Source organism: Arthrobacter flavus (genome assembly GCF_039526005.1).
GTDB lineage: Bacteria > Actinomycetota > Actinomycetes > Actinomycetales > Micrococcaceae > Arthrobacter_D > Arthrobacter_D flavus.
Genome location: NZ_BAAAIJ010000059.1, coordinates 256,852 through 280,394, shown reverse-complemented (window position 1 = coordinate 280,394; position 23,543 = coordinate 256,852). Strand labels below are relative to the sequence as shown.

Sequence of the window (23,543 nt, the reverse complement as noted above, 5' to 3'; positions counted from 1 at the left end):
GTTCTCCGCGCTCACAGTCCGCTGCGGCCTGCCCACAGACCGTGAAGCAGGGGAACAGCTGAGGAGACCATCAGCACGCTCCCCAACACCAGATCATCGGGCCGGACCAGTGCACCCGCGATCAGCAGGGCACCGAACACCAGGGCCGACGCCGTTCGTTTGAATGACCGGTCGAGCTGGGCCACGCGCCGCTCCAGGCGTGGCGTGGCAACAGCTATCCCGCCATCCTCGATGCGGGTCACGAGGCTATCCAGGCGCCGTGGCAGACGCAGGGCCACCCCAGCGGCGTCGAGCGCTTGCTGGGCGACATCCTGCACAAGGTTACCCCGCTCGTCCCGCAGCAATTGCGCGGCATACGGCTCCACCGAATCCCACAGGTTGAACCGGGCGTCCAGTGAACTCGCCACTCCCGACGTGAGGGACATCGCCCGGATAATCAACAGGAAGTTCTCGGGGAGCTGGAACGGCAAGGAACGAACCAGGTCCCCGAACTCGACAGCAAAATCGAGGAACTCCCGGGGGTCGACCTCACGAAGTTCAGCGAAGCCCAGGCCGCCGAACCGGGCGAAGAGGTGAGTCATCGCCCGTTCCAGCTCGGTGGTGTCGGCCGAGGGCACCAACACACCAACGTCCCTGATGGCTGCTACCAGCCCTTTCCCGTCGCGGGATGCGGCCGCAATCAGGAGCTTCCGAAGCCCGTTGCGGGTACTGAGCGTGACTTCGCCCATCATCCCGAAATCGATGAAGGTCAGTGTCCACTGGTCGTCCGCTGCGGGGCGCCTGGCGGGGGTCACGAAGATGTTGCCCGGGTGCGGATCCGCATGGAAGTAGCCATTGGTGAACATCTGGTCGAACATGACCGAGGCGAACACTGGAGCGACTCTGGCGGGGTCGATGCCGGCTGCCACGAGGGCCGCCGTGTCGGTCACCTTGATTGCGGTGACATCCTCAAGGGTCAGCACGCGGCGCGTACTGCGCTCCCACACGACGTCCGGGACTCTCACCCTGGTGTCCCCAGCAAAGTCAGCAGCAAACCGTTCAAGGTTCGTCGCCTCGTGCTGGTAATCGATCTCCAACAGGCTGATCTGAGCGAACTCCTCCACCAGTGCCGGAACGTCCGCGCGACTGGACACCAGGCGGATACGGCTGAGCCAACCGCCTACCTTTCGCAAAGCGGCCAGATCAATGTCGATGATCGCGTCAATGCCCGGCCGCTGGACTTTCAGGACCACGCTGGTCAATCCGGTGTCCGCCGAATCAGTTGACTGAAGCTGGGCCCGGTGCGCCTGGCCGAAGGACGCGGCAGCAATAGGAACCTCCTCTACGGACGCGAACACCCGGTCCAGGGGAGCACCAAGCTCGGTCTCGGCCAGACCGCGGATCGCTGGGAAAGGGACCGGCGGAACCTCGTCCTGCAAACCTTCCAGCTCGGCGGTGATCTCAGGGGGCAGCACGTCAAGCCTTGACGAGAGGAACTGCCCCACCTTGATCATCAGCCCACCAAGGTCGACTGCCAGGACACGGAAACGCTGGGCGAAGCGCAGCATCCTCTTCGTCCGGGTGCGCTCTGCCACTTTGCCGAGGCCGATACGCGGAAGGAATAGTTCAAACCACCAGGTGACCGCTAGATGCCACGCGGCGAAGCGGACGATACGTCGATACCGGGCACGGGTCGCCCCAACGCCGGGTAGCTGATCTGTCCGCTCCCGGCGACCCGATGTCACGCCCGTCAGTCCTGGGCAAGGATTGAGTACAGCCGGCGTCGGGCTTCATTGAGCACCTTGACGGCTTCATGGACCTGTTCAGGTGTTCCGGTACGTCCCACTTGGGTTGCCGCCTGGGCGAGTTCAACCCCTGCCTTCGGTAGCGCGCCGAAACCGGAGCCGGCATCGTGGCCCATCGCCCAGGGCGCTGAGCCGCCCGCGCCGGCTACTTCTTCCCGGCCCGCCTCGGTCAACGAATAGATCTTCCGGCCGTTGGACTCCTCGGCGCTGATAAACCCCTCATCGGACAGGAGCTGCAGGGTCGGATAAACCGACCCGGCGCTTGGTTTCCAGCTGCCACCACTGCGCTCCTCGATTTCGTGGATGATCTGGTAACCGTGCATGGGCCGTTCCGCGAGCAGGGCAAGTATTGCCGACCGTACCTCGCCCCGTCCCGCCCGGGTGCCGGTGCGCTTATCAAACCGTGACCGCAGCTCTTCGACCGCCTGCCACATGCCGTCAATGTTGTTGCCGCCAAACCCGCCTGCTGGGTATGAATTCCGCATTGCGCTCTCCTCTTACTCGTCTAACGATATATAGCGATACTCAACGATACCCTCGATCTCGCGGCTAGATCAACGGTGCGGGGGAGCCCTTTAGACTGAAAGCAGCCACGTTCTTCCCAGGCTCCTGAAAGGCATTCCCGTTGTCGAGTACCCTATTGCTCTCCTTGGAGGGAGGACTGGATCCTGAGTCCACCACGCCGAAACATGTGCAGCTCCGCGAAATCCTCCGGCAGCTGATCGTGGACCATGCCGAGCCTGGTACTGCTATTCCCTCTGAACGTGAGCTGACCAGATATTTCGGGGTGGCCCGTATGACCGTGCGTCACGCGATCGATGCCCTGGTGGCCGAGGAGGTCCTGGAGCGCATTGTGGGACTGGGGACGTTCGTCGCGCATACCAAACTGGACCTGCAGATGAAGCTCACCTCCTACAGCGAGGAGATGCACCGGCGGGGTATGGTTCCGGATGCGCGGGTGCTCAGCTTCGAACAGATCGGGGCCACGCCGCTCATTGCCCGTGAGTTGCAACTCGAGCAAGGCCAGGCTGTGGTCCGGTTCAGACGCCAGCTGCTCGCGGATGGGGAGCCGATGAGCGTCGACGAGAACTTCATCCCAGCCCACCGGGTTCCGGGGATTCTCGACGAGCCGGCACCGACGTCGTTGTACAACGTCTTGAGTGAACGGTTCGGCCTCCTGATGGAATGGGGCGAGGACACCATTGAGGCGACCGCGGCTTCAGCCTCGATCGCCAGGCTGCTCAACGTGGATCTGGGGGCGCCGCTCCTGAAAATCCAGCGGCACGCCTACGTGGCCCGGTCAATGATTGACTACTCGGTGTCCTATTACCGGGCGGACCGGTACAAGCTCTGGGTGCCCCTCCAACGTCCGGGAGTACGGTCTCCTCGCGCCTATACGGCAAAACGGCTGAACAGCCCCTAGATAGGGTCTCAGAACTGTAGGCCGGCCCTCCAGGAACGGCCCCCAGCGTCAGATCTGCCGGTTCCTGGCGGCCATCCTTGGCCTCCGGGCCGGATCTGTCTGCACCGTCGGCCGGACCCCAACGAAAGAACCCGGTCCAGCTAGTCGCTGAACCGGGTTCCTTGTCGTGTCGTGCTACTTGGAGATAGCGGCCTTGTCGTGCTGCTCGGCGATCTCGTCGTGGTGTGCGTGAGAATGCGCAGCCTCCAGCTCCGCAGGCGTCACCGGTGCCACCCTGTCTTCGAAGAAGAAGCGAGACAACCAGCCGCGGGCCTTCTCGGTCCGGGTGACGTGCCCATTGGCATCCGCCTCGGCCGGCAACACCCCGTGGGACTCGTAGTTGACCAGGTTGTAGCGCTTGTACTCGTCGAGTGGCTCATGGACCTCGATGAACTCACCGTGCGGAAGCCGAACAATCCGGCCGGTTTCCCGCCCGTGCAGGGCGATCTCGCGATCCTTGCGCTGGAGGGCCAGGGCAATCCGCTGAGCCACCATGAAGCCGATGATCGGGCCGACGAAGAACAGCACCCGCAGCCAATAGGTCACATCGTTGAGGGAGACGAAGAAGTGGGTGGCGATGAGGTCCGAGCTGGCTGCTGCCCACATGACGCAGTAGAACACGACGCCGGACACGCCGACTGCAGTGCGGAACGGTGCGTTGCGCGGGCGATCGAGCAGGTGGTGTTCCCGCTTGTCCTTCGTCAGCCAGGACTCGATCCACGGCCAGGCGAACATCAGGCCGAAGACGATTCCGGCTGGAACCAGCGCCGGAAGCAACACGTTCAGCGACAGGGTATTGACACCCCACGGCATCGGGATGTTCCACTCCAGCGGAATCCCTGCGAGCCACCCCGGCATGAGGCGCAACGCGCCGTCAACCCAGCCGATATACCAGTCGGGCTGGGTACCAGCCGACACGGGCGAGGGATCGTAGGGGCCGTAGTTCCAGATCGGGTTGATCGTGAACGCTGCCGAGATCGCTGCGATGATGCCAAACACGATGAAGAAGAACCCGCCAGCTTTCGCCGCGTAGACCGGGCCGACGGGGAAGCCGACCACGTTGTCGTTCGTCCGGCCTGGGCCGGGGAACTGGGTGTGCTTGTGGGTCACCACCATAAAGAGGTGGATGACGATCATCAACAGGATGATCGCGGGGATCAACAGAATATGCAGCACGTAAAGCCGTGGAATGACCACCGTGCCGGGGAACTCGCCGCCGAAGAGGAAGAAGCTGATGTAGGTACCAACAACCGGGACGGCTTTGATAACGCCGTCGATGATGCGCAGGCCATTACCGGACAGCAGGTCATCGGGGAGTGAGTATCCGGTGAAGCCGGCAGCCATGGCCAGGATCAACAGGACGCAACCGACGACCCAGTTCAGTTCACGGGGGCGACGGAAGGCGCCGGTGAAGAAGACGCGGAGCATGTGCACCGAGACTGCTGCGACAAAGAGCAGCGCAGACCAGTGGTGCACCTGCCTCATGAACAGCCCGCCGCGGACATCGAAGGAGATGTTCAGCGCCGTGGCGTAGGCCTCGGACATTTCGACCCCACGCAGCGGCACATAGCTACCGTCATAGTGGGTTTCTGCCATCGACGGATCGAAGAAGAAGGTAAGGAAGGTTCCCGAGAGGAGCAGGATCACGAAGGAGTAGAGCGCCACCTCACCGAACATGAACGTCCAGTGATCGGGGAAGATCTTCCGTCCGAACTCCTTGACCATCCCGGAACCGCCGACTCGCGAGTCAACGTAGTTGGTGATTTTGCCAACGTTGGTCTTCGGTTGGTAGGTACTTTGCGATGTCGTGCTGCTCATGTCAGCCACGCTCCCAGAAACTTGGTCCTACTGGCTCTTGAAAATCGCTGGTAGCGATGAGGTAGCCCTCGTCATCAACGGCGATGGGCAGCTGCGGTAGCGGTCGTGTCGCCGGTCCGAAGATGACCTTGCATTCCTGCGTGAGGTCGAACGTCGACTGGTGGCACGGGCAGAGCAGGTGGTGGGTCTGCTGTTCGTACAGAGCAACAGGGCAGCCCACATGCGTGCAAATCTTGGAGTAGGCAACGATGCCTTCGTAGCCCCAGTCCTCACGGCCAGGGGAGGGGTTCAGCGATTCGGGGTTCAGGCGCATCAGCAGAACAACCGCCTTGGCCTTTTCCTCCAGGTAGTGCTCGGAGTCCGAAAGCCCCTCAGGGATGACGTGGAAGGCTGACCCGATCGTGACGTCCGACGCCTTGATCGGGGTGCCGCTCGGGTCCCGTGCAAGGCGGGTTCCGGATTCCCAGTAGGTCTGCCGCAGCACGTCCCCGGGCAAGGGGCCCAGATCGCGGAAGATGAAAACGGCCGGTAGTGGCGCCAGGAGCATCGCACCAAGGAGGGTGTTGCGGATCAGCGGACGACGCTTGATGCCGGTTTCCTCAACGATGTCGTTGATGATCTTTTCTGCATCGGCCCGGTCTGCTTCGGTGCGGATCTCGTGCCGGTCCTCGGACACCTCATGGTCAGGCATCAGTGTCTTGGCCCAGTGGACGATTCCGACGCCGATGCCGAGCATCGCGAACGCCGTGCCGAGGCCGAGCGTCAGGTTCTGCAAGCGGAGCGTCTCGATGGTCTCGTCCAGCGGGATGAGGAAGTACCCAACGAAGAACAGGACGGTGCCGATGATCGACACCAGGAAGAGAATCGCTACCTGCCGCTCCGCACGCTTCTCTGCGCGCGGATCCCGGTCAGCCAGGCGGGGACGGTGTGGAGGCAGACCAGGATTCTGGAACTTCTGCACATCGCCCTGACCGGGCCTAGCAACGACGCCAGTACTCTCTGGACTGCCGTGACTATGATCGGCCATGATCCCTCGCATCCTTCTGATGAAACTTCGCTTGTGGTCTGTTGTTAAGTTTGGTGGTGCTGCCGGGAGGCAGCTGGTGGAGCGTCATGTGGTCTAGGACGACCGGGCCGTGAGCCAGACAGTGAACGCGATAATGACGCCTAGCCCTGCAACCCAGATGAACAGACCCTCAGAGACCGGACCGAGTGAACCGAGGTCGGCTCCACCGGGGGAACCCTGCTCGTCGATGGTCTCGAGGAACGCGATGACATCGCGCTTGTCTTCGGGGGTGATGTTCGCGTCGCTGAACACCGGCATGTTCTGTGGGCCAGTGACCATCGCCTCGTAGGTGTGCTTCGCCGTCGAGCCGGACAGCGCTGGAGCGTACTTGCCGCGGGTCAGGGCGCCGCCGGCAGCTGCCGCGTTGTGGCACATTGCGCAGTTGACCCGGAAGACCACTCCACCGTTCGCTGGGTCGGCGTCGGACGTGTCGAGCATGTCCTCGCTCGGAATGGCCGGTCCGGCACCCAGTGAGGCGACGTAAGCGGCCATCTGCATGGTCTGCTCGTCGTCGAACTGTGGTGGCTTGACCTGCGCCTGGGGGCCCTGCATCTGCATCGGCATCCGCCCGGTGCCTACCTGGAAGTCCACCGATGCGGCACCGACGCCAACCAGCGACGGGCCATTTTCGGATCCGACTGCGCCCATGCCGTGGCAGGTGGCGCAGTTGGCGATGAAGAGCTTTTCTCCCTCGTCGACCTGGTCGGACGAGAAGGACTGGGCCTGGGCGTCATTGGTGCTGCTCGCCAGGGCATAGACGCCGCCCGTGAAGAGTAATCCGATGAGCAACAAAGCTACCGCTGCCAGGGGATGACGTCGCCTTTGCGAAAGTGCCTTCACTTGCTGGTTCCTGCCTTCTGTCGTGCAATCACTGCCGGTACCGCTTGATGGAATTCTACACCTAGTAGAAGAGTGTTCAACTAAGGGTTACTTCAGGAAATAGATGATGATGAACAGCGCAATCCAGACAACGTCAACAAAGTGCCAGTAGTACGACACGACAATTGCTGAGGTGGCCTCGAAATGACCGAAACGTTTTGCTGCGAATCCGCGTCCAATAATGAAGAGGAAGGCGATCAGCCCGCCCAGCACGTGGAGACCATGGAACCCGGTGGTCAGGTAAAAGGACGAGCCGTAGGCGTTGGACGAAAGGGAGACGCCTTCCGAGACCAGCACCGCGTACTCGTAGCCCTGAACCGCAACGAAGATGGACCCCATGAGGAAGGTCAGGAGGAACCACTCGATCATTCCCCACTTGAGCGGGGAGAAGACGCTGCCGGTGCGGCGTGCCTGCAGCCGCTCGGCTGCGAATACACCGAACTGGCAGGTCACCGAGCTCAGCACGAGAATAATCGTGTTGACCAAGGCGAACGGTACGTTCAGCTTTTCAGTCTCCATTGCCCACATCTCACTCGAGGTGGAACGCAGGGTGAAGTACATGGCGAATAGTCCGGCGAAAAACATCAATTCACTGGACAACCAAACGACGGTTCCTACGGAGACCATGTTGGGGCGGTTCAGCGTTGGATGCGCCGTGGTGCTGGGGGCTTGAGTCGCAGATGTCACAGAGCCATTATGTCTCTAAAAAGGGCCAGTTCACCAATGCTGGGGATGCCCCGGCGCGTCTCCGGCGCCACGAAGGACTCGGTATCCCAGTAACGGCGCGGAAGTAGTGAACAGATGACTTTCTACAATTCGTAGATAACCTTGTGGTGTGACGACGATTTCAAGCCCCGACAGCGGATCCCCGACCTGGCCCGCACTCATCTCTGCGCTGATTCGAGGGGATGATCTCACCTCCGATCAGACGCGCTGGGCGATGGACCAGATCATGGAGGGCGAGGCCTCGCATGCCCAGATCGCAGGATTCCTCGTCGGGTTGAGAAGCAAGGGGGAGACGGTCGGGGAGCTGGTCGGGCTCGTCGAAGCAATGCTCGCCCGGGCCCACCGCATCGACGTGCCTGGACCCACCCTGGACATTGTGGGCACCGGCGGGGACGGGCTCAACACGCTCAACATTTCGACCATGTCCTCACTGGTCGCCGTGGGCGCCGGAGCGAAAGTGGTGAAGCACGGCAACCGCAGCGCGTCATCGTCGGCCGGCGCAGCTGACGTGATCGAGGCGCTGGGGGTCCGGTTGGATCTCTCGATTGACGACGTCGCCCGTTCGGCGGAGGAAGCGGGAATCACCTTTTGTTTCGCGCAGGTGTTCCACCCATCGATGCGCCACGTCGCCGTCCCCCGGCGTGAGCTGGGTGTGCCCACCACCTTCAACTTCCTGGGGCCGCTGAGCAACCCGGCGGGGGTCGACGCTCAGGCCATGGGATGCGCCAGCGAGCGGATGGCTCCACTAATGGCGGGAGTACTGGCGGCGCGGGGGATCCGTGCCCTGGTGTTCCGGGGCAGCGACGGCCGGGACAAGCTGACGACCAGCGGCTCCTCGACCATCTGGGAGGTCCGCGGCGGGACGGTGACGGAGCAGCAGGTCCACCCGGCCGACTTCGGGCTGCCGGTGTCGCCGGTCGAGGCCCTCCGCGGAGCTGACGGTGCCAGCAACGCGCGAGTGGTGCGGGCATTGTTGACGGGGGAGCGGGGGCCGGTCCGGGACGCGGTCGTGCTCAATGCTGCGGCAGGCCTGGTGGCGTTCGACGTCGAACACGACGCGCCGCTGATCGACCGGATCAGAGCGGCAATGCTGCGTGCGGAGCAGTCGCTTGACTCGGGGGCGGCACAGGGCGCACTCGCGAAGTGGGTGCGGGTTACCGGTGGTGTGGGCTAGCCCAGGCGGTTGGCCTGATCAATAACTGCGGCGACCTGCACGGGGTCGGTGACCTGATAGCTGGTGCCTTCCGTGTCTGACGCGCCAAGAGGCACCCCGGAGCCGCTAGGGCGATGAATCGACTTGGCCGAAAGGTGAACTTCGGAAATCCCCGCCGCAGCGAGCGCTGGCAGATCATCGATGGTCACCCCGCCACCGGCCAGGATCGTCAGTCCGCTGCCAGTGGCCACCATCGATTGAAGGGTTGCGACGCCCTGCCCCGCGGTCGGTGCCCCGCCGGAGGTCAGGACCCGTGTGAAACCGGCAGCAGCGATCGCGTCGAGGGCGGCGAGCGGCGAAGGAGTATGGTCGATGGCCCGGTGGAAGGTGTATTCAAGTTGGGGGGCGGCCTGCCGCAGAGTCTCGACAGCGCCACCGTCCACCCCACCAGTCCCTGTCAGGACCCCCACCACGATGCCGGCCACGCCTTCGTCAGCGGCCGCCGAAATATCGTTGGCCATCAGCTCCAGTTCCGCGGGGGAGTAAACGAACCCCCCGGGACGCGGACGGATCAGCACATGCAGCGACAGCCCGGGGACTGTTGACCTGATCTGCCGGATCACACCGATCGAGGGCGTCAGACCGCCCAACGGCAGGGCAACACAGAGTTCGGACCGCACCGCACCGGCGTCGTAGGCAATCGCCGCCCCGGCGGTGTCCTGAACCGCGATCTCGACGCGCATCCTAGCCTTCGAAGCCCAGCGAGAAGGCCGTGTCCAGATCGTTCTTCGAGTAGGAACGGAATGCGATCTGGGTGGTGGTCGACTCAACCCCCTCGATCTTGGACAGACGGTCGGCGATGACGTCGGCCAGGTCCTCGTGGCGGCTGACCCGGGCAATGGCGATGAGGTCCCATTCGCCGGTCACCGAGTAGACCTCGCTGATGCCGTCAATTTCGGAGATTTCCTGGGCGCACTCCGGAATCCGGGAGGCATCGGTCTGGATCAAAACAAAGGCGGTGATCATTGGGGTCTCCTGAGCAGTGGTGGGGGCTGGGGAACAGACTGTTCGGCTAACTTATCGTGAAGTGCCACGCCATCGCAGGACCACGGCGGCGACAGCGCGGGGGATGAGCAGCACTGCACCGAGCACCAGGACGGCAACCACCTGGAAGCTGAGGGCCATTCCGCCGCCCAACGCCGCCCGGATCGCCAAACCGCCGACGGCGGTCCCCAGCCAGATCAGCACTCCCATTGGCCACGGTGCCGACGGCGCGCGCCAGGCCCTGGCCGCGCCCCAGGTGAGGAGACAGGCGGCGAGGAAGGGCGTGGCAGTGCCCAGGACGCCGAGGACCGCCAGGCCCGATTCATGGGTGGACCGGCCGGTTGCCGCGAAGCCGATGATCAGTACCAGATCAGCAACGAGCCAGCCCGCTGCGACTTGGCCGGTGCGCGGGGTCTGCCCTGCGAGGGGGGCCGGTTTGCTGAGGCGCGGCGCGTTCACGGGGTGCTGTCGAGAATCAACCGGGCGGTTTCCTCCGGCTGATCCCAGTGGGGGAAGTGTCCGCTCTCCTCGAACCAGTGCACCGTCGCATCAGGGAAGCGCTGCTGGGCGGTGGCCGCCTGACTGGGGACGGTCACCCGGTCCCGTCGGCCCCATCCAATGACCACGTCGCTGGCGAGGGATCCTGCGGGTGCACCCTGCTGGCTGGGCCCTTCGAGCAGGGACCGCCGTGCCTCGTCGAGGCTCGGCGAAGCCGCGAAGCCGCGCAGCTCAGTGAGGACCAGACCCGGATCGAGCTGCCAAGGTTTGGCCGAGAACTGCGCCAGCAACGCGGTGCGACCAAGGGCTGTGCCGGTCAGGAAGGGGAGCGCGGGCTGGATTGCCCGTACCAGGGCGACCGAGGCCGTGATGCTGGTTCCGAAGACCAGTCGTTGACGGTCGGTCCAGAATCCTCCGGGATCGAGCGAAACGGTGCTGCCCGCATGACCGCGCCGCGCCAGCTCAAGGACGATGCGAGCGCCCATCGAACTACCCACCAGGGCTATGTCCTGGAGGCCCTCGCTTTCGATGTAACGTTCAACGGTATCGGTCAGCGTGCCGACCGAAACCGTCCCAATAAGCGGCGGCGAGTTACCGAACCCTGGCAGGTCCACGGCGGTCACTTCACGCTCGGCGGTCAATGCCGGCATGATCGGGTCCCAGGTGCGAAGGCTCGAGCCCAGTCCGTGCACCAGGAGGAGGGGGGTGCCGCTGCCGTGTCGTTCGAAATGCATCATGATCCTTCGCTGGGGGAGTGCTTCAACTCTAGGCTTGACCAGGGCGCAATCTGGAAACCCAGGGGGCTATTACCCCCAGGGGTGAACTAGGCCTACGCTATGGAATATGTGCAGAAACATCAGAACTCTGTCCAATTTTGAACCGTCAGCCACCGAGGACGAGATTCACGCGGCGGCGCTGCAGTACGTCCGCAAAGTCAGTGGTTCCACCAGACCGACGAAGCCAAATCAGGAGGCGTTCGACGCCGCCGTCGAGCGCATAGCCCATGTGACAGCACACCTGCTGGCCGATCTCGTCACCACCGCGCCGCCCAAGGACCGTGAGGTTGAAGCCGAGAAGCACAGGGCGCGGTCTGCCAAACGGTTTGCTGCCACCGGGTGACTCCTGCCGGGTGGTCAGCAATGCCGCGCAGGCCCTGGGTCTGCACCAATAGCTCCGCCAGAATCGAAGGAGATGACCATGGCTACTCGCCTCAGTCCGTACCTCAATTTCAATGGCAACGCCCGGGAGGCCATGACCTTCTACCAGTCGGTGTTCGCTGGTGAGTTGACCATGAGCACTTTTGATGATTTCCAGGCGGCCCAGGATCCGGTTGATGCGGAAAAGATCATGCATGGGCAGCTCGAGACCGAAGGCGGCCTGATGCTGATGGGCGCCGATATCCCGACCGGCATGGAGCACACGCAAGGGAACACTTTCTCGGTGTCCCTGAGCGGCGAGGATGAGGCGGAACTGCGCGGCTACTGGGACAAATTATCAGGCAGCGGCACGGTGACTGTCCCGATGGAGCGGGCACCGTGGGGTGACAGTTTCGGCATGTGCACAGACGGGTATGGGGTGGACTGGCTGGTCAATATCAGCGGATCCTAAGCCCCTGTCCGCCGTTAGGTCCTTGCCAGCTACGCAGAAAAGTGGTGGACCTGCAGATGAGTGGTGGCGCCACCACTCACCTGCAGGCCCCCCACTTTTCTGGCCGTGGGGTGGCGGCCGTGGATACTTCTAGCGCTCGACGGCGGCGAGGATCGCCGCGCTGAGGTCCGCCGGCCGGGTGAATTGGGGCCAGTGACCGGTGGGCAGGTCGACATACTCGACGCTGTGGATATGGGTCAGTTCGGCGACGTTTGGATCGCCGGCATCCATCCAGTGCCTGAGTTGTTCAGGGGTGAACTCGCAGCAGATAACCGTCGCTGGCACCCTGAACCGGCCTTCGTCGACCAGCCTCTGGGGATCGGTTGCCACTCCCAGGGGCTGCGGGATAGCACGGCGGATAAAGTCTTGCCGGATGTCGTCGTCGAGGTCAACGAGGTCCTCAGCGTCGAAGACGTCCCAGGGCGGGAGCGGGATTTCGTCGCCGACTGCGGGCAGCTCGTCGTTGATCACAGCGCCCTCACCCAGCGGCCCGCTATCCACGTAGATCGCCCGGAGCACATGGTTGGGCCGCTGGTCGGTGGCGCCGTAGATGATTGCACCGCCCGCCGAGTGTCCGACCAGTACCACAGGCCGGTCCACTGCGTCGATGGCGGCTACGACGGCGTCGATGTGCTGGCGGAGACCGATACCGGCCCGGGGTGCATCCTTGGCTTCCAGACCGGGAAGTGTCAGGGGATGGACGTGGTGTCCAGCAGCCGTGAGCGGGGGAGTCACCCCATCCCAGGACGACGCGTCAAGCCAGAACCCGGGAACCAGAATGATGTCCATGACGGGACTTTACGCCCGGTGGGGGTTCCCGGCAACCATTGACGCCCGGAACCGGAGCCGCTTCGCCCCTACCGGCGTAACGGCCGTCGGAGTAGGTTGGGAGGGTGAGTTTCACCGTAGCAGCTGACGCCTATGACCGGTTCATGGGCCAGTACTCAGTGCCTCTGGCTGGAGAGTTTATCCGGCTGGTCGACGTCGGAGCTGGCCTCCGGTGCCTCGACGTGGGATGCGGCCCCGGAGCTCTGACGGCCCGGCTGGTATCTAGGGTGGGCGCAGGCCTGGTTGCGGCGGTCGACCCGTCGGAGCCGTTCGTCGCTGCGGCGCGGACCCGACTCCCCGGAGTCGACATCCGTCCCGGCACAGCCGAGGAGCTGCCCTTTCCTGACAGCGTGTTCGATATCGCGTTGGCGCAGCTGGTGGTTCACTTCATGAGCGATCCGGTGGCGGGCCTGCGGGAAATGGGCCGGGTGACCCGCAACGGTGGGGTAGTGGCAGCGTGTGTCTGGGATAACGCTGGCGGCCGCGGACCGCTGGCCACCTTCTGGCGGGCCGTCGAGGAGGTCGGCGGACCCGCGGTATCAGAGGCTCGGCGTGCGGGGACCGCCGAGGGGCACCTGGCCGAATTGTTCGAGGCCGCGGGTTTGAACGAGATTGAGCAGGGGAGTCTCAGCGTGCGGGTGGAGTTCGACTCATTCGCCGGCTGGTGGGAGCCCTTCACTCAAGGCGTCGGGCCGGCCGGTGATTATGTGAACGGGCTGGACCCCACGGGTCGGGAGCACCTCCGGAAGGCCTGCGCCGAGCTACTTCCGGCGCCGCCGTTTATGATCGACGCGACGGCGTGGGCAGTCCGGGCGCGTGCTCAGTGACGGGCCACGGAAGGCCCCTGGACCGCCTGGACCACTCATAGCCGACCGGCCACACAAAAGTGGCGCGCCAGCACACTAGTGGTCGCGCAACCACTTAGGCGAGGGTGAGCCACTTTTCTGGGCAAGATCTTCTGGATGCGGGGGAGCGCCGTCGGTCGGCTGTGCGGATTCCTCCGTGGGCGACTGATCCCTGAGGAAAAACGCTCCAAGGGAACCGGCGAGGGTCGCGAAAACCGCCACAGAGTAGATGGCCAGCAGCACCTGGAGCACGCGGGCGAAAAGGTCTGTCGGAGTGATCCCGGTACCGGTGATTGTTGCCATCGAGGCTTCGAACAGGGCATCGGTGTAGGACTGGTGGGACCCTGTGGCGTAGAGCAACTGGCTAGCCGCAAGAATCACTACCGCTGTCACTGCCGCAAGCCAGCCGATCCTGCCAGAAAGCAGTCTGCCAGCTGATCTTGAGCCTCGTACGCTGGCTGAAAGGATTCCGCCGAACCGCGCGAAGCGAGCCGCCCGCACCATCCTGAACGCCTGCAATGCCCTGAAAAATCTGAGGAACGGGACAAGCAGGAAAACGACCTGCCACCAGTTCTTTCGCCAGAACGCGGCACTGAAACGGGCGATGTAGGCGCGCAGAAGAAATTCAGCCACGAAAACACCCCAGAACAGCCAGCCGATGATACTGAACACCAGTACAAGTGTCGGTTCTTCAGCCAGGACCTGTCCGAGCACAATGAAGAGGAAAATGATGCCCAGGATGCCCATCGGTTTGTCGAGCCGCAGCGCCAGTTCTTCGGCCGACCGCAGGCGTACCCCCAGTGGTGAAGAGGAGCCTACTCCGTCATCGGGTTTGGTCATGGCCTACCGGCACCCGGCCAATTGGTGACTTCGTCGAGCGCGGATCCGCTACCGATCTGGTCCGTAGGAATGACACTGAGGGTGCCGTTGGTTTCGAGTATCACGGCCCCAATGTTGGCTAGGTCTCCGGAGCCAGTGGTGCGAATCGCCTGACGTACCTCGGCCTCCGTCAGTCGGTTTCTGCGCAGTTCGTCAGTCTGTAACTGACCTCCCAGGACCAGGGCGACCGGCTTGGCCGTGACCAGAGAACGTATTCGGGGCCAACGTGCCGACATCACCGCGACCACCAACTGGAGCGACGCCAGCAGCACCAGTGCAGTCAGTCCCTGGGCGAAGGAGACATCAGTACTGAGCAAGATGGTGGCAAGTGTAGATCCCAGGGCAACGGTGACGATGAAGTCAAAAGCATTGAGCTGGCTTAGCGTACGTTTGCCTGTTGCCCGCAGAAGCGCCACCAGTGCGGCGTACGACACCAATCCAATGATGAGTACTCGGATAATCTGATCCCACGATTCAAACCACATGGTGAGATCGTTTCATACAGCTCGGGCCATCGGAGCGGGCCGGCGGTAGGGGACGTCATCGTGGGTTGTGTTCGATGCCGTGAAGAACCCGCACTGAGAGGACCACCCATGACCCAAGGGAAACGCTATTCACTCGACGACCCGGCGTCACCAGCGTTTGGTGTTGCGTCGGCCGCCGTCCTGGGCGCGGTCGCGCTCGTCGATCCCGCCAAGCTGGACGACCGGCAGCGCCGCGTCTTGCGAGTGGGCTCCGCCGTCGTGTCCGGGCTCTACGCTGGCGTGACGATCGGCGGCAGGCGTCTACCGCTGAACGTTCTGGCCGGGGTCGTTGCTGGAGCTGCCACACTTCGCTTCGCCGACACCAGCGAGGCACTCGATCTGCGGCTGGAGAACAAGCTGCGCCGGGTTGGGATCCAGCACCCGCGACCATGGATGGCCGCCGGCACGGCAGCGTTCATCATCGCGGGATTCTTTGGTGACCGTGCTGCAGCCAAACGGCGGCAGTTCCTGGCCATGGTCGAGGATCAGCCTGAACAGGTACGGCCGCTGGACACCACAGTTCGACGCCTGGTTGAAGGCATCCTCAGTGCCAGCGAGGAAGCAGGGGCCCAGGAACTTCGCGCCCAGCTGGATGCCGCAGAGGAGGGCTACTGGGCCGACGAGTTCACGGGCACCGCGTACTTCAAGGTCCCGGAAGGGTTGCCCCGCGCTGTGCCACATCATCAGGTATACCCGGTGCGTGCCCGATTCATTGGGCCGGACGGTGCGTCGCACCAGGTGCTCGTGCAAGTCTTCGACGGCCTGCTTGACCACATCACAGCGGAAGTAACGAACCAGGAAGGCGCCGATGATGGTGAAGGCCTACTCACTGAGTGGCCGGACGCCGCCGAGGTGGTCTATGTCCGGGAGAGCGCCGACGGGACGACTACAACGATCGGCTGAGACTGCGCCAAAACTGTCGTACTGAGCCACGACGGAGCCGGTCACCGGTTCGCACTCTGGATGCTGTGCCTTGAGGATCGCGTGGCGGAGCCAATGGACCTCTTGCAGAAGCGACTGCCGAGTGCTTAGCTTCGAGTGCGACGCGCCCGGGCCCGGGTGGGGTCAGCGTCGTCACCTCAGGGTTTTGCCGTGCTGAATCCCCGCAACACTCACCGAACCGAGGACAGAATGCATTCGAAGCGGAATAGTGCGACCACCCTTTTCGCACTGGCCTTCCTGATGGCGGGGGCCGGCTGCTCCGTCGGCCCTGGATACTCCAGCGTGCTGACGGATGGGGGCACCGACGAAATGTGCTTCGTTGAGGTGCCGCCCAGCGAGGGGAAGACCCTGGTTGGTGAAGTGATCACCAACACCGGTGAACGGCCGGTGATCGTCACCGAAGTGAAGCTGCTGGACGCCAAAGACATGGTGGTGGAGGACGCCTTCATGATCCCGATGCAGTCTGGCCCGGGCACTGCCCTCAGCGGGGGCTCGACGCTGACCAAGGACCCCGAGGTTCAAGCCCTGTTGGATCAGGCCGAACCGGCGGAGGGCTACATCATCGGCCCGGGCGAGCAAGTTAATGTGGTGACCGCAGTATCAATCGCCGCCGACGTCCGTCAAGGAACCGCATCGGGATTTGAGGTGCGCTCTGAGGAGTGGCCGAACACCAACGTCTCGGATGCGCGGATCAGAATGACCCTGACGAGAGACTCGTGTTTCTGACCACCAGATATCGGTTACTGGCACCTCTGCGTATCTCACTCGGGCGTGTTCGTGAATCGAGGCGGCAGGTAAGTAATGGTGCAAAGGGCAAGGAGTCGGTCGCTCTGAGACTCGTACGCGACCATTTCGGTCCGTCCGTTGTTTTCCGGGCTGCGGTTGGTGGATGGCTACGGTGTCTGGCCCACCAGCACGTCGTAGCTGCTCAGCATAGTGACATACAGGTAGGCGGCTGGGGCCAGGGCCAACAACTGGATGAGGGTGGCGTAGACCATGGTCAGCAGGTCCGCCTTGGACCGCTTGACCTCGTAGTAGCTGCGGAACTTCAAGGTCCCCCAGGCCACGACCAGTACCGCGGGAATTATACCTGCGGCTGCCAGCACCAGGAGGATGCCCGGGGGCAGAAAGCCACCGCCGGCAGCGACGGCCGCGCACGCAAGGGCGGCAGGGACCAGCGCCATCAGCGCTTGGCGAGGGGTCAGGCGCACCAGCCCGAATCGTCGGTTGGAACGAGGGGTGGCTGGCTTGTCAGTGTGCACTCACAAAGGCTATCGCCCACGGGCTCCCGGCAGCGGCCGCACGGCTTAGGCGGGCTGCGCCTAGGGCTGGCGGGCGCTGTGGTTCGATTTCAGGTCGGTGTAGCGGGTCCATGGTTCACCCGCGGCGTCGGCGTGGAGGAACGCGACCTGATGGCTGTAGCCGAGCGCGTCGGCGACCAGGGGCGGCGCCGCGGCGGAGAGGTGCTCGTCCAGAGCCGTGTTTCGCGCGCCGCGCAGGTCGATGCCGAGGGCGCGGAGCCTGTCCATGATGGTGTTCGGGTGGAGGTGCCGGCCTGCCCGGGACCCGGGGAAGAGCCACGGGCTTTCCGTTCCTGCTCCGGTTCGGAGGTTGGGGCGGTTCCAGAGGTGTTGGGTGAGCAGTTCCGCGAAGGGCTGGGGGACGGGCGCGGGATGCGTGCCCAAAGTGATGCTCACCGTGCCGGTGCCGTCGTTGACGTCGACTGCGTCGGTGCGGAGCGCGGCCACCCGGACCAGTGGTTGGGCATAGAGGAGCAGCAGGGTTCCGGCGACCCTGTAGGGCAGGGACTCGCTGGTGCCGTTGAGCAGTTCCCGCAGCCACGCTAGGCGCTGCTCCGGCGGGATGGCGGGCCGGCCCTTGGTCGTGTAGTGGCCGATGTCGACGCGTCTGTTCGTGCCGACCTTCTTCGCGATGACGAAGAAGGTCCTGATGGCCTTCCTGGTCGTGGGGCCGGTCGCGAGCCAAGTGTCCACGTCCTGCTGGGTGCAGGTGGCGGCGGTGCGGCCGTGGGCCTGCCAAAGCCAGTCGAGGAACTTGATGGTTTCGGTGATTTCCTGCTTGGCCGCGTGCACCGGGCCTCGGGCGGTGGAGTCCGGCGTTGCCTTGGCCCGAATGCGTCTGAGGTGGTGCCATTTGGCGAAGTGTTCGACGGGTTTGGCGACCTCGGCCGGCAGGGGGCGGAGCTTGTCGTCGATCCACGTCTCGAAGCGGTTCAGGTACGGGTCTTGGTGGGGGAGGAGTCCGTGGTGCACGAGCAGGGCCCGGAGGTGCTCGGCGGCCCGTCCTGCCGTCTCGCGGTGGCGATCGAGGCCTTCGTGGGTCAGGGGAGTTTGCCCGCTTGAGACCGACGCCAGGAGGGCTTGGACCTTGGAGGAGCGTTTCCAGGTGATGACGCTTTCGGGGCGCTCCGCCGCGCAGAGGGCGTCGGTTAGCCGGGTTGCGGTTTCGGGGTCGGCCGGGTCGGCAGGCAGCAGGGCGGTGAGGTCGTCCCTGAGTGCGCAGCGGGCGCAAATGCCGCGGCGGTAGAACTCTGCCTCGTGGCCGCAGCGGGTGCAGTGGAAGTCGTGGAGGATGCCGGCGCAGGGAGCGCACCGCGGTCCTCCCTCGAGTTGGGGTGGACCGGGGAGGAGTCGGTGGTGCCCGCAGTCGGGGCAGGTGCCGTGGGTTCGGGTCGCGAGGGTGAAGCAGGGACCGCAGACCTTGCCTTCGGGCCAGGTCTCCCTGGCTTTGCCGGCGGTGCGGCCGCAGCGGTCGCACCGGACGGATCCGCTCGTGCGGGGACGCCCCCGGACGGTGTTGCGCGGGGTGAGCCCTGCGGGCGGTTCAGTGGTCATGGTCGATGATGCGGGCGCGGCGAGGGCGGGCGGTCCGGTTGAGGTCCACGACGTTGGGGGAGTTGGTGGTTCCGCTCTTGCGCGCCCGCACATCGGCGGCGGTGACGGTGATGAGGTCTTCGGGGCCGCAGGAGAAGATGTCGCAGATTGCCGCGATGACCTGCAGGGCGACGCGTTCGGGCTTCTGGTTGACGATGCGATAGACCTGGGGCCGTGAGAGGGTGATTCCGCGCTCGGCCAGCAGCGGGATCAAGTCGGTGGTGTTGTGAAGGCCCCGGGCCGCCATGAGCTCGGACAGCCGCCACGTGTATTCGACCTGGCGCTTCATCGTTCTCCTCCCGTTGGCCGGTCGAGTGCCTCGCCGAGGGTGCGGTCCAGGGAGGCCCGCAGGGTGGTGTTGCGGAAGTCGTCGCTGACGAATTGGTAGATGCCGGTCGTGGAGGCGTGTTCGTGGCCCATTTGGTATTGCACGAATCTAGGATCCCATCCGGCCTCCAGCAGATGCGTCGCGTACGAGCGGCGCAGCGAATGCAGGTCCAGCCCGTCCGAGGGCATGCCCAGTTCGTCCAGGTAGCGCCGGAGACGGCGCAGGAGGGTGGATTCGACGATCAGGCCGCCGCGTTCGCTGGGGAAGAGGTCGGGGGTGTGTAGTGTTCCGCGCCCGTTGGCCAGCCAGTCCTCCAGGACCCCGGCGGTCCAGTCGAAGACGGTCAAAACGCTGCGCGGCTTGGGAGGGGAGGCCTTGCGGGACTTGCCGAACCGGATCTTGCAGACACCGAACTTCCCGAACCGGCGCGCGTGCGGGTTGGTCGCGAAGTCGACGGTCTGCAGGTGCCGCAGCTCGTTGAACCGCAGCCCGTAGGAGTAGGCGACCTTGAGCATGACCGCGTCACGGTAGGCGGCCTGCCAGCCCTTCTTTCCGGAGGCCTCGATGAGTTCGACCTCGTCGTCGGCATGGTCGAAGAGCCTCTGGAGCTCCTGCCTGGTGAAGGGACGCTTGGCGGGCCTGCCCTCGAACTCCTGCACGTGCGTGGCGGTGTTCCATTCGTAGAAGACCTGGGACGGATGGGTGCCGAAGCGCGCCTCGCAGACCCGGTCCCAGCCGTAGTCGGGGTTGGAGACGTAGGAGGTGAAGTGCCGCAGCGCGGACTGGTGGGCGCGCAGCGTCGAATGGCTCAGGTGCCGGATCGAGCGCAGGTCCCCGAAATACTCCTCGACGTGGGTCGGCGTCCAATGCCAGGGGTATTCGTTCACGTGCTCCATGAACCTGCGGACATACCGGGCGCGCTGGTCGATCGTGTCGAACTTCAGGTTCCGCGAGAGCTGCTAGACGTGGCCGGAGCCAAGGCGCGCAGCACCGCGGGAGAGGGGTTGGATGATTCATCAGATGAGATACGCAGAGTACTAGTTGACATAATGTAGATTATCGGCGTTAGCAGGAAGGGGCCAGGAGCGGTCACAGGAGCTCCCACGACAGCCCGGCTCACGCGAAATTATGAACTGCCGACGATCACCAACTCGTTGCCCTCCGGGTCGGTGACCCGCCAGCCATCCTTGGATTCGTCAAGAAGCCTGCCACCAGCTGCGACGCTTGTGGCGGGGCGCGTCAGTGCAACGTCGGACGGTACGTCAAGCCCGGCAGGCATACCGGCAGCCGACAGGCGAATGTTGCGTCGAAAGTCACATACATCAGGACTTTTTTGATCGCCCCGTCATTATGCGATTAGATCGCCGTAGTCCGCCGGGTATCGCTCCCCCGGGCTGAACAACCATCCAGAGCGGCTGAGAGACCTGGCTCGTTGAAGCCGCAGCAACCACCCCTCGGGGCCGGTGCTACTGCCAGGACCGATGGAGAAAGTTTTATCCCCCGTTGGTGTCGACCCCATTCCTGGCGGTCAGATGCTTCAGCGTGCGCGGGTAGGGCACCTCGATCACGACTGAGAGGATCGATATGATTTCCCGCACCGTCTCACACCACAACACCCTCCTGCCCGACGCCGGTCCGCGCCAGCGGCCTCTGCGGGTAACGGCGCTCTTGGGCCTTACGGTACTGGCGCTCACCGCGTGCGGTTCGGCCGCCAGTACCTCTCCGGGAGCAGGGGTGGCAAGTGGAGAACCGGTCGAAGGCGGCACCCTGGTCTATGCCGAAGTGACCCCCATCAATAACTGGCAGACCCAGTCCGCGAGGTTCTACGAGAAGTCCAATGTCCTCAACAGCGTCCTGGACCGCCTGACGTATTTCGACGCCGATCAGGGTGAGGTTGTGCCCTGGATAGCCTCCGAGTTCTCCGGCAACGCAGACTCCACCGAGTTCACCTTCACCATTCGGCCGGATGTGACGTTCAGCGATGGCACCCCGGTAGACGCCGAGGCAGTCAAACTGAACCTCGACGCCCAGGGCTTCGGGATTGAGGCGGCCCAGATTCAACCGAATGTGGACTTCGCCGGATACGAGTCGGCCGAGGTAATCGGTGCTGACCAGGTGCTGGTGACGCTGTCCTCCCCCAACGCGAACTTCCTGCGGGCCACCACCTCGGTCACTGCCGGGTTGGTGTCCCCCGCAACACTTGAGCTGGATGCCGCCGGACAATCGGCCATCGCCCAGATCTCCGGGTCCGGACCCTTCACCTTCGAGTCCGAGAAACCGGATGAGGAAGTAGTCCTGGCCAAGCGCCCGGACTATGCCTGGGCCCCAGAAACTGCTGACAACCAGGGCGATGCCTACCTCGATAGGGTCGTCATCAAATACCTGCCGGAGGTCGCCCATCGTGCCGGAGCGGTCCAGTCGGGGCAGGTTGACCTGGCGAGGGGCCTCCAGCCAGTAGACGAGGAGGCCCTCGCCGCGACCGGTCATCAGGTCCTCCCCGCACCGGGCGTGGACCTGACAGTGAACATGGCTGCGGTCCGGATCGGCAGCGGGAAGCTTGCCGACGAGAACGTCCGCCGGGCCCTGCAGATTGGGATTGACCGGGAAAGCCTCAAGAACACCGTCCTGTCGGACAGCTACGAACTGGCGGCCTCCGTCCTGAACCACCAGGCACCAGGCTTCATCGACCTGTCCGAAGAGCTCGGCTACCAGCCCGAGGAAGCACGGCAATTGCTCGACGACGCCGGATGGAAGGTGGGGGCCAACGGTATCCGGGCCAAAGACGGAACAGACCTCGAAGTGACCGTCACCAGTTCCAACAATTCGGTTGTCATCAAACCGGCCTTCGAGCTGATTGAACAGCAGTGGCGTGAAATCGGTGTCAAGCTCAACAACCGGGCCGGCGACAACAGCTTTCTCGCCTCAGCAATGCCTGACCCAGAGGTGGAGTTTTTCGGCACCCGACAGTTCATCTACGGCGGGCTTGGCCCGATCTTCGAGCCAGAAAACAACACCATGACACACACCAGCGATGATGACCTCAACACAATTTTCGCGGCCGAGCGTGCGGCAACATCAGTTGAGGAGCGCGATGAACTGCTGGCCGACGAGCAGCATGCCCTGGTGGTGGATAAGGCGTATTCCCTGGTGCTCTGGGACGAGGTCCAGGTTTATGGCGCCCACAGCGGGACCCAGATTGACTTCACGTCCGGCACCGCCCCGGTATTCCAGGGCGCCTGGAAAACCGGCGGGTAGCGCCCATGACCCGCTATCTCACGCAACGGGTAGGCCAGGCAGTGCTGGTGGTGTGGCTCGCCTACACGCTCGTTTTTCTCGCCGTACAGCTTCTGCCCAGCGACCCGGTAACAATTTTCCTGACCGCTGACTCAGCGGTCGATCAACAAGCGATCGACGCCATGAAAAGTCAGTACGGCTATGATCAGCCGTTGCTGACGCAATACCTGAACCAGCTGGTAGGGCTCTTCTCCGGTGATTTCGGGTATTCGCTGGCTTCCGGACAATCAGTGTGGGACCGGATCAGCGGGGTCGCCGGGTCGACCGTCGCCCTGGCCGGCGCGGCCTTCCTCACTGCGGTACTCATCGCCGTTTCCCTGGTCGGCGCCGCCACACTCACCCGTTCGACGGTGATCCGTCGGGTTGTGGTGAACGTGCCTCCCCTGTTCGCGGCCATACCAGCCTTCTGGCTCGGCCTCGTGTTGCTCGATCTGCTCTCCATCCGCTGGGGAGTCATGTCGTTGTTCCCGGATGGTTCCTTCCTGTCCCTCGCGATCCCGGTGCTGGTACTGGCCACTGTCGTGTCCGCTCCCCTCGCCCAGGTGTTGCTCAAGAGCATCAACCACGTCTACGACCAGCCCTTCATCGATGTGCTCCGGGCGAAGGGTGCCTCGCGGTCCTGGATCTTCTTCCGTCACGCGCTGAAGAACGCAGCGGGTCCCGCCCTGACAATCATGGGCATCACCGTTGGCACGCTCTTCGCCGGGTCGGTGATCACTGAAACCGTCTTCGCCCGCTCGGGCCTCGGGTCAGTGGTCCTGACGGCAGTCACCACCCAGGATGTGCCGTTGGTGCAGGGACTGGTACTCCTGACGGCGTCGGTCTTTGTGGTGGTCAACCTGGTGGTTGACCTCCTGTATCCGCTCCTTGATCCCCGCATCCTCACCAGCAGCCGACATGGCGCCCCCCGGGCCCTTGCCGCTTGATGCCCT

27 protein-coding genes and 1 riboswitch are annotated in these 23,543 nt (G+C 63.9%); of the genes, 9 read left to right on the top strand and 18 right to left on the bottom strand.

The window, feature by feature from the left end; genetic code table 11:
• Window positions 1–11: 11 nt before the first annotated feature.
• On the bottom strand, window positions 12–1,724 hold the full coding sequence (locus ABD059_RS16320; RefSeq protein WP_343881959.1) for an ABC1 kinase family protein: 1,713 nt from the start codon (window positions 1,722–1,724) through the stop codon (window positions 12–14).
• 5 nt (window positions 1,725–1,729) lie between these two features.
• Window positions 1,730–2,269, bottom strand: coding sequence for a PadR family transcriptional regulator (locus ABD059_RS16315; RefSeq protein ID WP_343881957.1), 540 nt, complete (start codon window positions 2,267–2,269; stop codon window positions 1,730–1,732).
• A 155-nt stretch (window positions 2,270–2,424) separates the two neighbouring features.
• Here ABD059_RS16315 and ABD059_RS16310 point away from each other — a divergent pair, with 155 nt between their 5' ends.
• Window positions 2,425–3,207 (top strand): GntR family transcriptional regulator, encoded by a 783-nt coding sequence (locus ABD059_RS16310; protein WP_377959700.1) that lies wholly within the window; start codon window positions 2,425–2,427, stop codon window positions 3,205–3,207.
• A gap of 174 nt (window positions 3,208–3,381) precedes the next feature.
• Here ABD059_RS16310 and qcrB read toward each other — a convergent pair whose 3' ends face one another.
• The 4 genes from qcrB to ctaE form a co-directional block, all read right to left on the bottom strand.
• Complete coding sequence (gene qcrB, locus ABD059_RS16305; protein ID WP_343881953.1) at window positions 3,382–5,064, bottom strand: cytochrome bc1 complex cytochrome b subunit; 1,683 nt, start codon at window positions 5,062–5,064, stop codon at window positions 3,382–3,384.
• 1 nt (window position 5,065) lies between these two features.
• Entirely contained in the window at window positions 5,066–6,091 is a 1,026-nt protein-coding gene (gene qcrA, locus ABD059_RS16300) for a cytochrome bc1 complex Rieske iron-sulfur subunit (protein WP_343881951.1), read from the bottom strand.
• Between the two features lie 93 nt (window positions 6,092–6,184).
• A complete protein-coding gene (gene qcrC, locus ABD059_RS16295) occupies window positions 6,185–6,970 on the bottom strand; it encodes a cytochrome bc1 complex diheme cytochrome c subunit (RefSeq protein ID WP_343881949.1) in 786 nt (261 codons plus the stop codon).
• Window positions 6,971–7,057: 87 nt separating this feature from the next.
• Window positions 7,058–7,696 (bottom strand): aa3-type cytochrome oxidase subunit III, encoded by a 639-nt coding sequence (gene ctaE / locus ABD059_RS16290; RefSeq protein ID WP_343881947.1) that lies wholly within the window; start codon window positions 7,694–7,696, stop codon window positions 7,058–7,060.
• 148 nt (window positions 7,697–7,844) lie between these two features.
• Here ctaE and trpD point away from each other — a divergent pair, with 148 nt between their 5' ends.
• Complete coding sequence (trpD, locus tag ABD059_RS16285; RefSeq protein ID WP_343881945.1) at window positions 7,845–8,909, top strand: anthranilate phosphoribosyltransferase; 1,065 nt, start codon at window positions 7,845–7,847, stop codon at window positions 8,907–8,909.
• On the opposite strand, the gene ABD059_RS16280 is transcribed toward trpD, so the two are convergent.
• Genes ABD059_RS16280 through ABD059_RS16265 form a run of 4 tightly spaced genes read right to left on the bottom strand, consistent with a single transcriptional unit; the run spans window position 8,906 to window position 11,164 of the window.
• Window positions 8,906–9,631, bottom strand: a complete 726-nt coding sequence (locus ABD059_RS16280) for a copper homeostasis protein CutC (protein ID WP_343881943.1) — start codon at window positions 9,629–9,631, stop codon at window positions 8,906–8,908. The two genes, trpD and ABD059_RS16280, sit on opposite strands and share 4 nt — an antisense overlap.
• Window position 9,632: 1 nt before the next feature.
• Entirely contained in the window at window positions 9,633–9,914 is a 282-nt protein-coding gene (locus ABD059_RS16275) for an Lrp/AsnC family transcriptional regulator (protein WP_343881941.1), read from the bottom strand.
• A gap of 51 nt (window positions 9,915–9,965) precedes the next feature.
• Window positions 9,966–10,391 carry a DUF3054 domain-containing protein gene (locus ABD059_RS16270; protein WP_343881939.1) on the bottom strand — a complete coding sequence of 142 codons (426 nt, stop codon included), beginning with the start codon at window positions 10,389–10,391 and terminating at the stop codon, window positions 9,966–9,968.
• Complete coding sequence (locus ABD059_RS16265; RefSeq protein ID WP_343881937.1) at window positions 10,388–11,164, bottom strand: alpha/beta fold hydrolase; 777 nt, start codon at window positions 11,162–11,164, stop codon at window positions 10,388–10,390. The genes ABD059_RS16270 and ABD059_RS16265 overlap by 4 nt, the downstream gene beginning before the upstream one ends.
• A gap of 109 nt (window positions 11,165–11,273) precedes the next feature.
• Here ABD059_RS16265 and ABD059_RS16260 point away from each other — a divergent pair, with 109 nt between their 5' ends.
• Window positions 11,274–11,549 (top strand): DUF2277 domain-containing protein, encoded by a 276-nt coding sequence (locus tag ABD059_RS16260; RefSeq protein WP_343881936.1) that lies wholly within the window; start codon window positions 11,274–11,276, stop codon window positions 11,547–11,549.
• Between the two features lie 78 nt (window positions 11,550–11,627).
• Complete coding sequence (locus tag ABD059_RS16255; protein ID WP_343881935.1) at window positions 11,628–12,038, top strand: VOC family protein; 411 nt, start codon at window positions 11,628–11,630, stop codon at window positions 12,036–12,038.
• Window positions 12,039–12,167: 129 nt separating this feature from the next.
• Here the strand turns inward: ABD059_RS16255 and ABD059_RS16250 are convergent, their stop codons facing one another.
• Window positions 12,168–12,866, bottom strand: coding sequence for an alpha/beta fold hydrolase (locus ABD059_RS16250; RefSeq protein ID WP_343881933.1), 699 nt, complete (start codon window positions 12,864–12,866; stop codon window positions 12,168–12,170).
• A 104-nt stretch (window positions 12,867–12,970) separates the two neighbouring features.
• Between ABD059_RS16250 and ABD059_RS16245 the strand changes: the two genes are divergently transcribed.
• Window positions 12,971–13,732 (top strand): class I SAM-dependent methyltransferase, encoded by a 762-nt coding sequence (locus tag ABD059_RS16245; RefSeq protein ID WP_343881931.1) that lies wholly within the window; start codon window positions 12,971–12,973, stop codon window positions 13,730–13,732.
• A gap of 75 nt (window positions 13,733–13,807) precedes the next feature.
• Here ABD059_RS16245 and ABD059_RS16240 read toward each other — a convergent pair whose 3' ends face one another.
• Together ABD059_RS16240 and ABD059_RS16235 are read right to left on the bottom strand one after the other, a co-directional pair.
• Window positions 13,808–14,590: a hypothetical protein gene (locus ABD059_RS16240; RefSeq protein ID WP_343881929.1), complete on the bottom strand. Its 783-nt coding sequence runs from the start codon at window positions 14,588–14,590 to the stop codon at window positions 13,808–13,810.
• Complete coding sequence (locus tag ABD059_RS16235) at window positions 14,587–15,114, bottom strand: DUF421 domain-containing protein (protein ID WP_343881927.1); 528 nt, start codon at window positions 15,112–15,114, stop codon at window positions 14,587–14,589. The genes ABD059_RS16240 and ABD059_RS16235 overlap by 4 nt, the downstream gene beginning before the upstream one ends.
• A gap of 108 nt (window positions 15,115–15,222) precedes the next feature.
• Between ABD059_RS16235 and ABD059_RS16230 the strand changes: the two genes are divergently transcribed.
• The gene (locus ABD059_RS16230) at window positions 15,223–16,056 is read left to right on the top strand and encodes a hypothetical protein (RefSeq protein WP_343881925.1); all 834 of its coding nucleotides are present in this window, start codon (window positions 15,223–15,225) and stop codon (window positions 16,054–16,056) included.
• A 228-nt stretch (window positions 16,057–16,284) separates the two neighbouring features.
• Window positions 16,285–16,821, top strand: a complete 537-nt coding sequence (locus ABD059_RS16225; RefSeq protein WP_343881923.1) for a hypothetical protein — start codon at window positions 16,285–16,287, stop codon at window positions 16,819–16,821.
• Between the two features lie 167 nt (window positions 16,822–16,988).
• On the opposite strand, the gene ABD059_RS16220 is transcribed toward ABD059_RS16225, so the two are convergent.
• From ABD059_RS16220 to ABD059_RS16200, 5 genes are all read right to left on the bottom strand, one after another.
• Complete coding sequence (locus ABD059_RS16220; protein WP_343881921.1) at window positions 16,989–17,357, bottom strand: hypothetical protein; 369 nt, start codon at window positions 17,355–17,357, stop codon at window positions 16,989–16,991.
• Between the two features lie 60 nt (window positions 17,358–17,417).
• Window positions 17,418–18,950, bottom strand: coding sequence for a recombinase XerD (locus tag ABD059_RS16215; protein WP_343881919.1), 1,533 nt, complete (start codon window positions 18,948–18,950; stop codon window positions 17,418–17,420).
• Complete coding sequence (locus ABD059_RS16210) at window positions 18,940–19,278, bottom strand: helix-turn-helix domain-containing protein (protein WP_343881917.1); 339 nt, start codon at window positions 19,276–19,278, stop codon at window positions 18,940–18,942. Before ABD059_RS16210 ends, ABD059_RS16215 begins: the two co-directional genes overlap by 11 nt.
• The gene (locus ABD059_RS16205) at window positions 19,275–20,261 is read right to left on the bottom strand and encodes a tyrosine-type recombinase/integrase (protein WP_343882173.1); all 987 of its coding nucleotides are present in this window, start codon (window positions 20,259–20,261) and stop codon (window positions 19,275–19,277) included. Before ABD059_RS16205 ends, ABD059_RS16210 begins: the two co-directional genes overlap by 4 nt.
• Window positions 20,262–20,443: 182 nt before the next feature.
• Window positions 20,444–20,596, bottom strand: coding sequence for a hypothetical protein (locus ABD059_RS16200; protein ID WP_343881915.1), 153 nt, complete (start codon window positions 20,594–20,596; stop codon window positions 20,444–20,446).
• 120 nt (window positions 20,597–20,716) lie between these two features.
• Window positions 20,717–20,805, top strand: a riboswitch (SAM riboswitch).
• A gap of 96 nt (window positions 20,806–20,901) precedes the next feature.
• On the opposite strand from ABD059_RS16200, the gene ABD059_RS16195 reads away from it, so the two are divergent.
• Together ABD059_RS16195 and ABD059_RS16190 are read left to right on the top strand one after the other, a co-directional pair.
• Window positions 20,902–22,572, top strand: coding sequence for an ABC transporter substrate-binding protein (locus ABD059_RS16195; protein WP_343881913.1), 1,671 nt, complete (start codon window positions 20,902–20,904; stop codon window positions 22,570–22,572).
• Window positions 22,573–22,577: 5 nt separating this feature from the next.
• Window positions 22,578–23,537 (top strand): ABC transporter permease, encoded by a 960-nt coding sequence (locus ABD059_RS16190; RefSeq protein ID WP_343881911.1) that lies wholly within the window; start codon window positions 22,578–22,580, stop codon window positions 23,535–23,537.
• Window positions 23,538–23,543 lie beyond the last annotated feature (6 nt).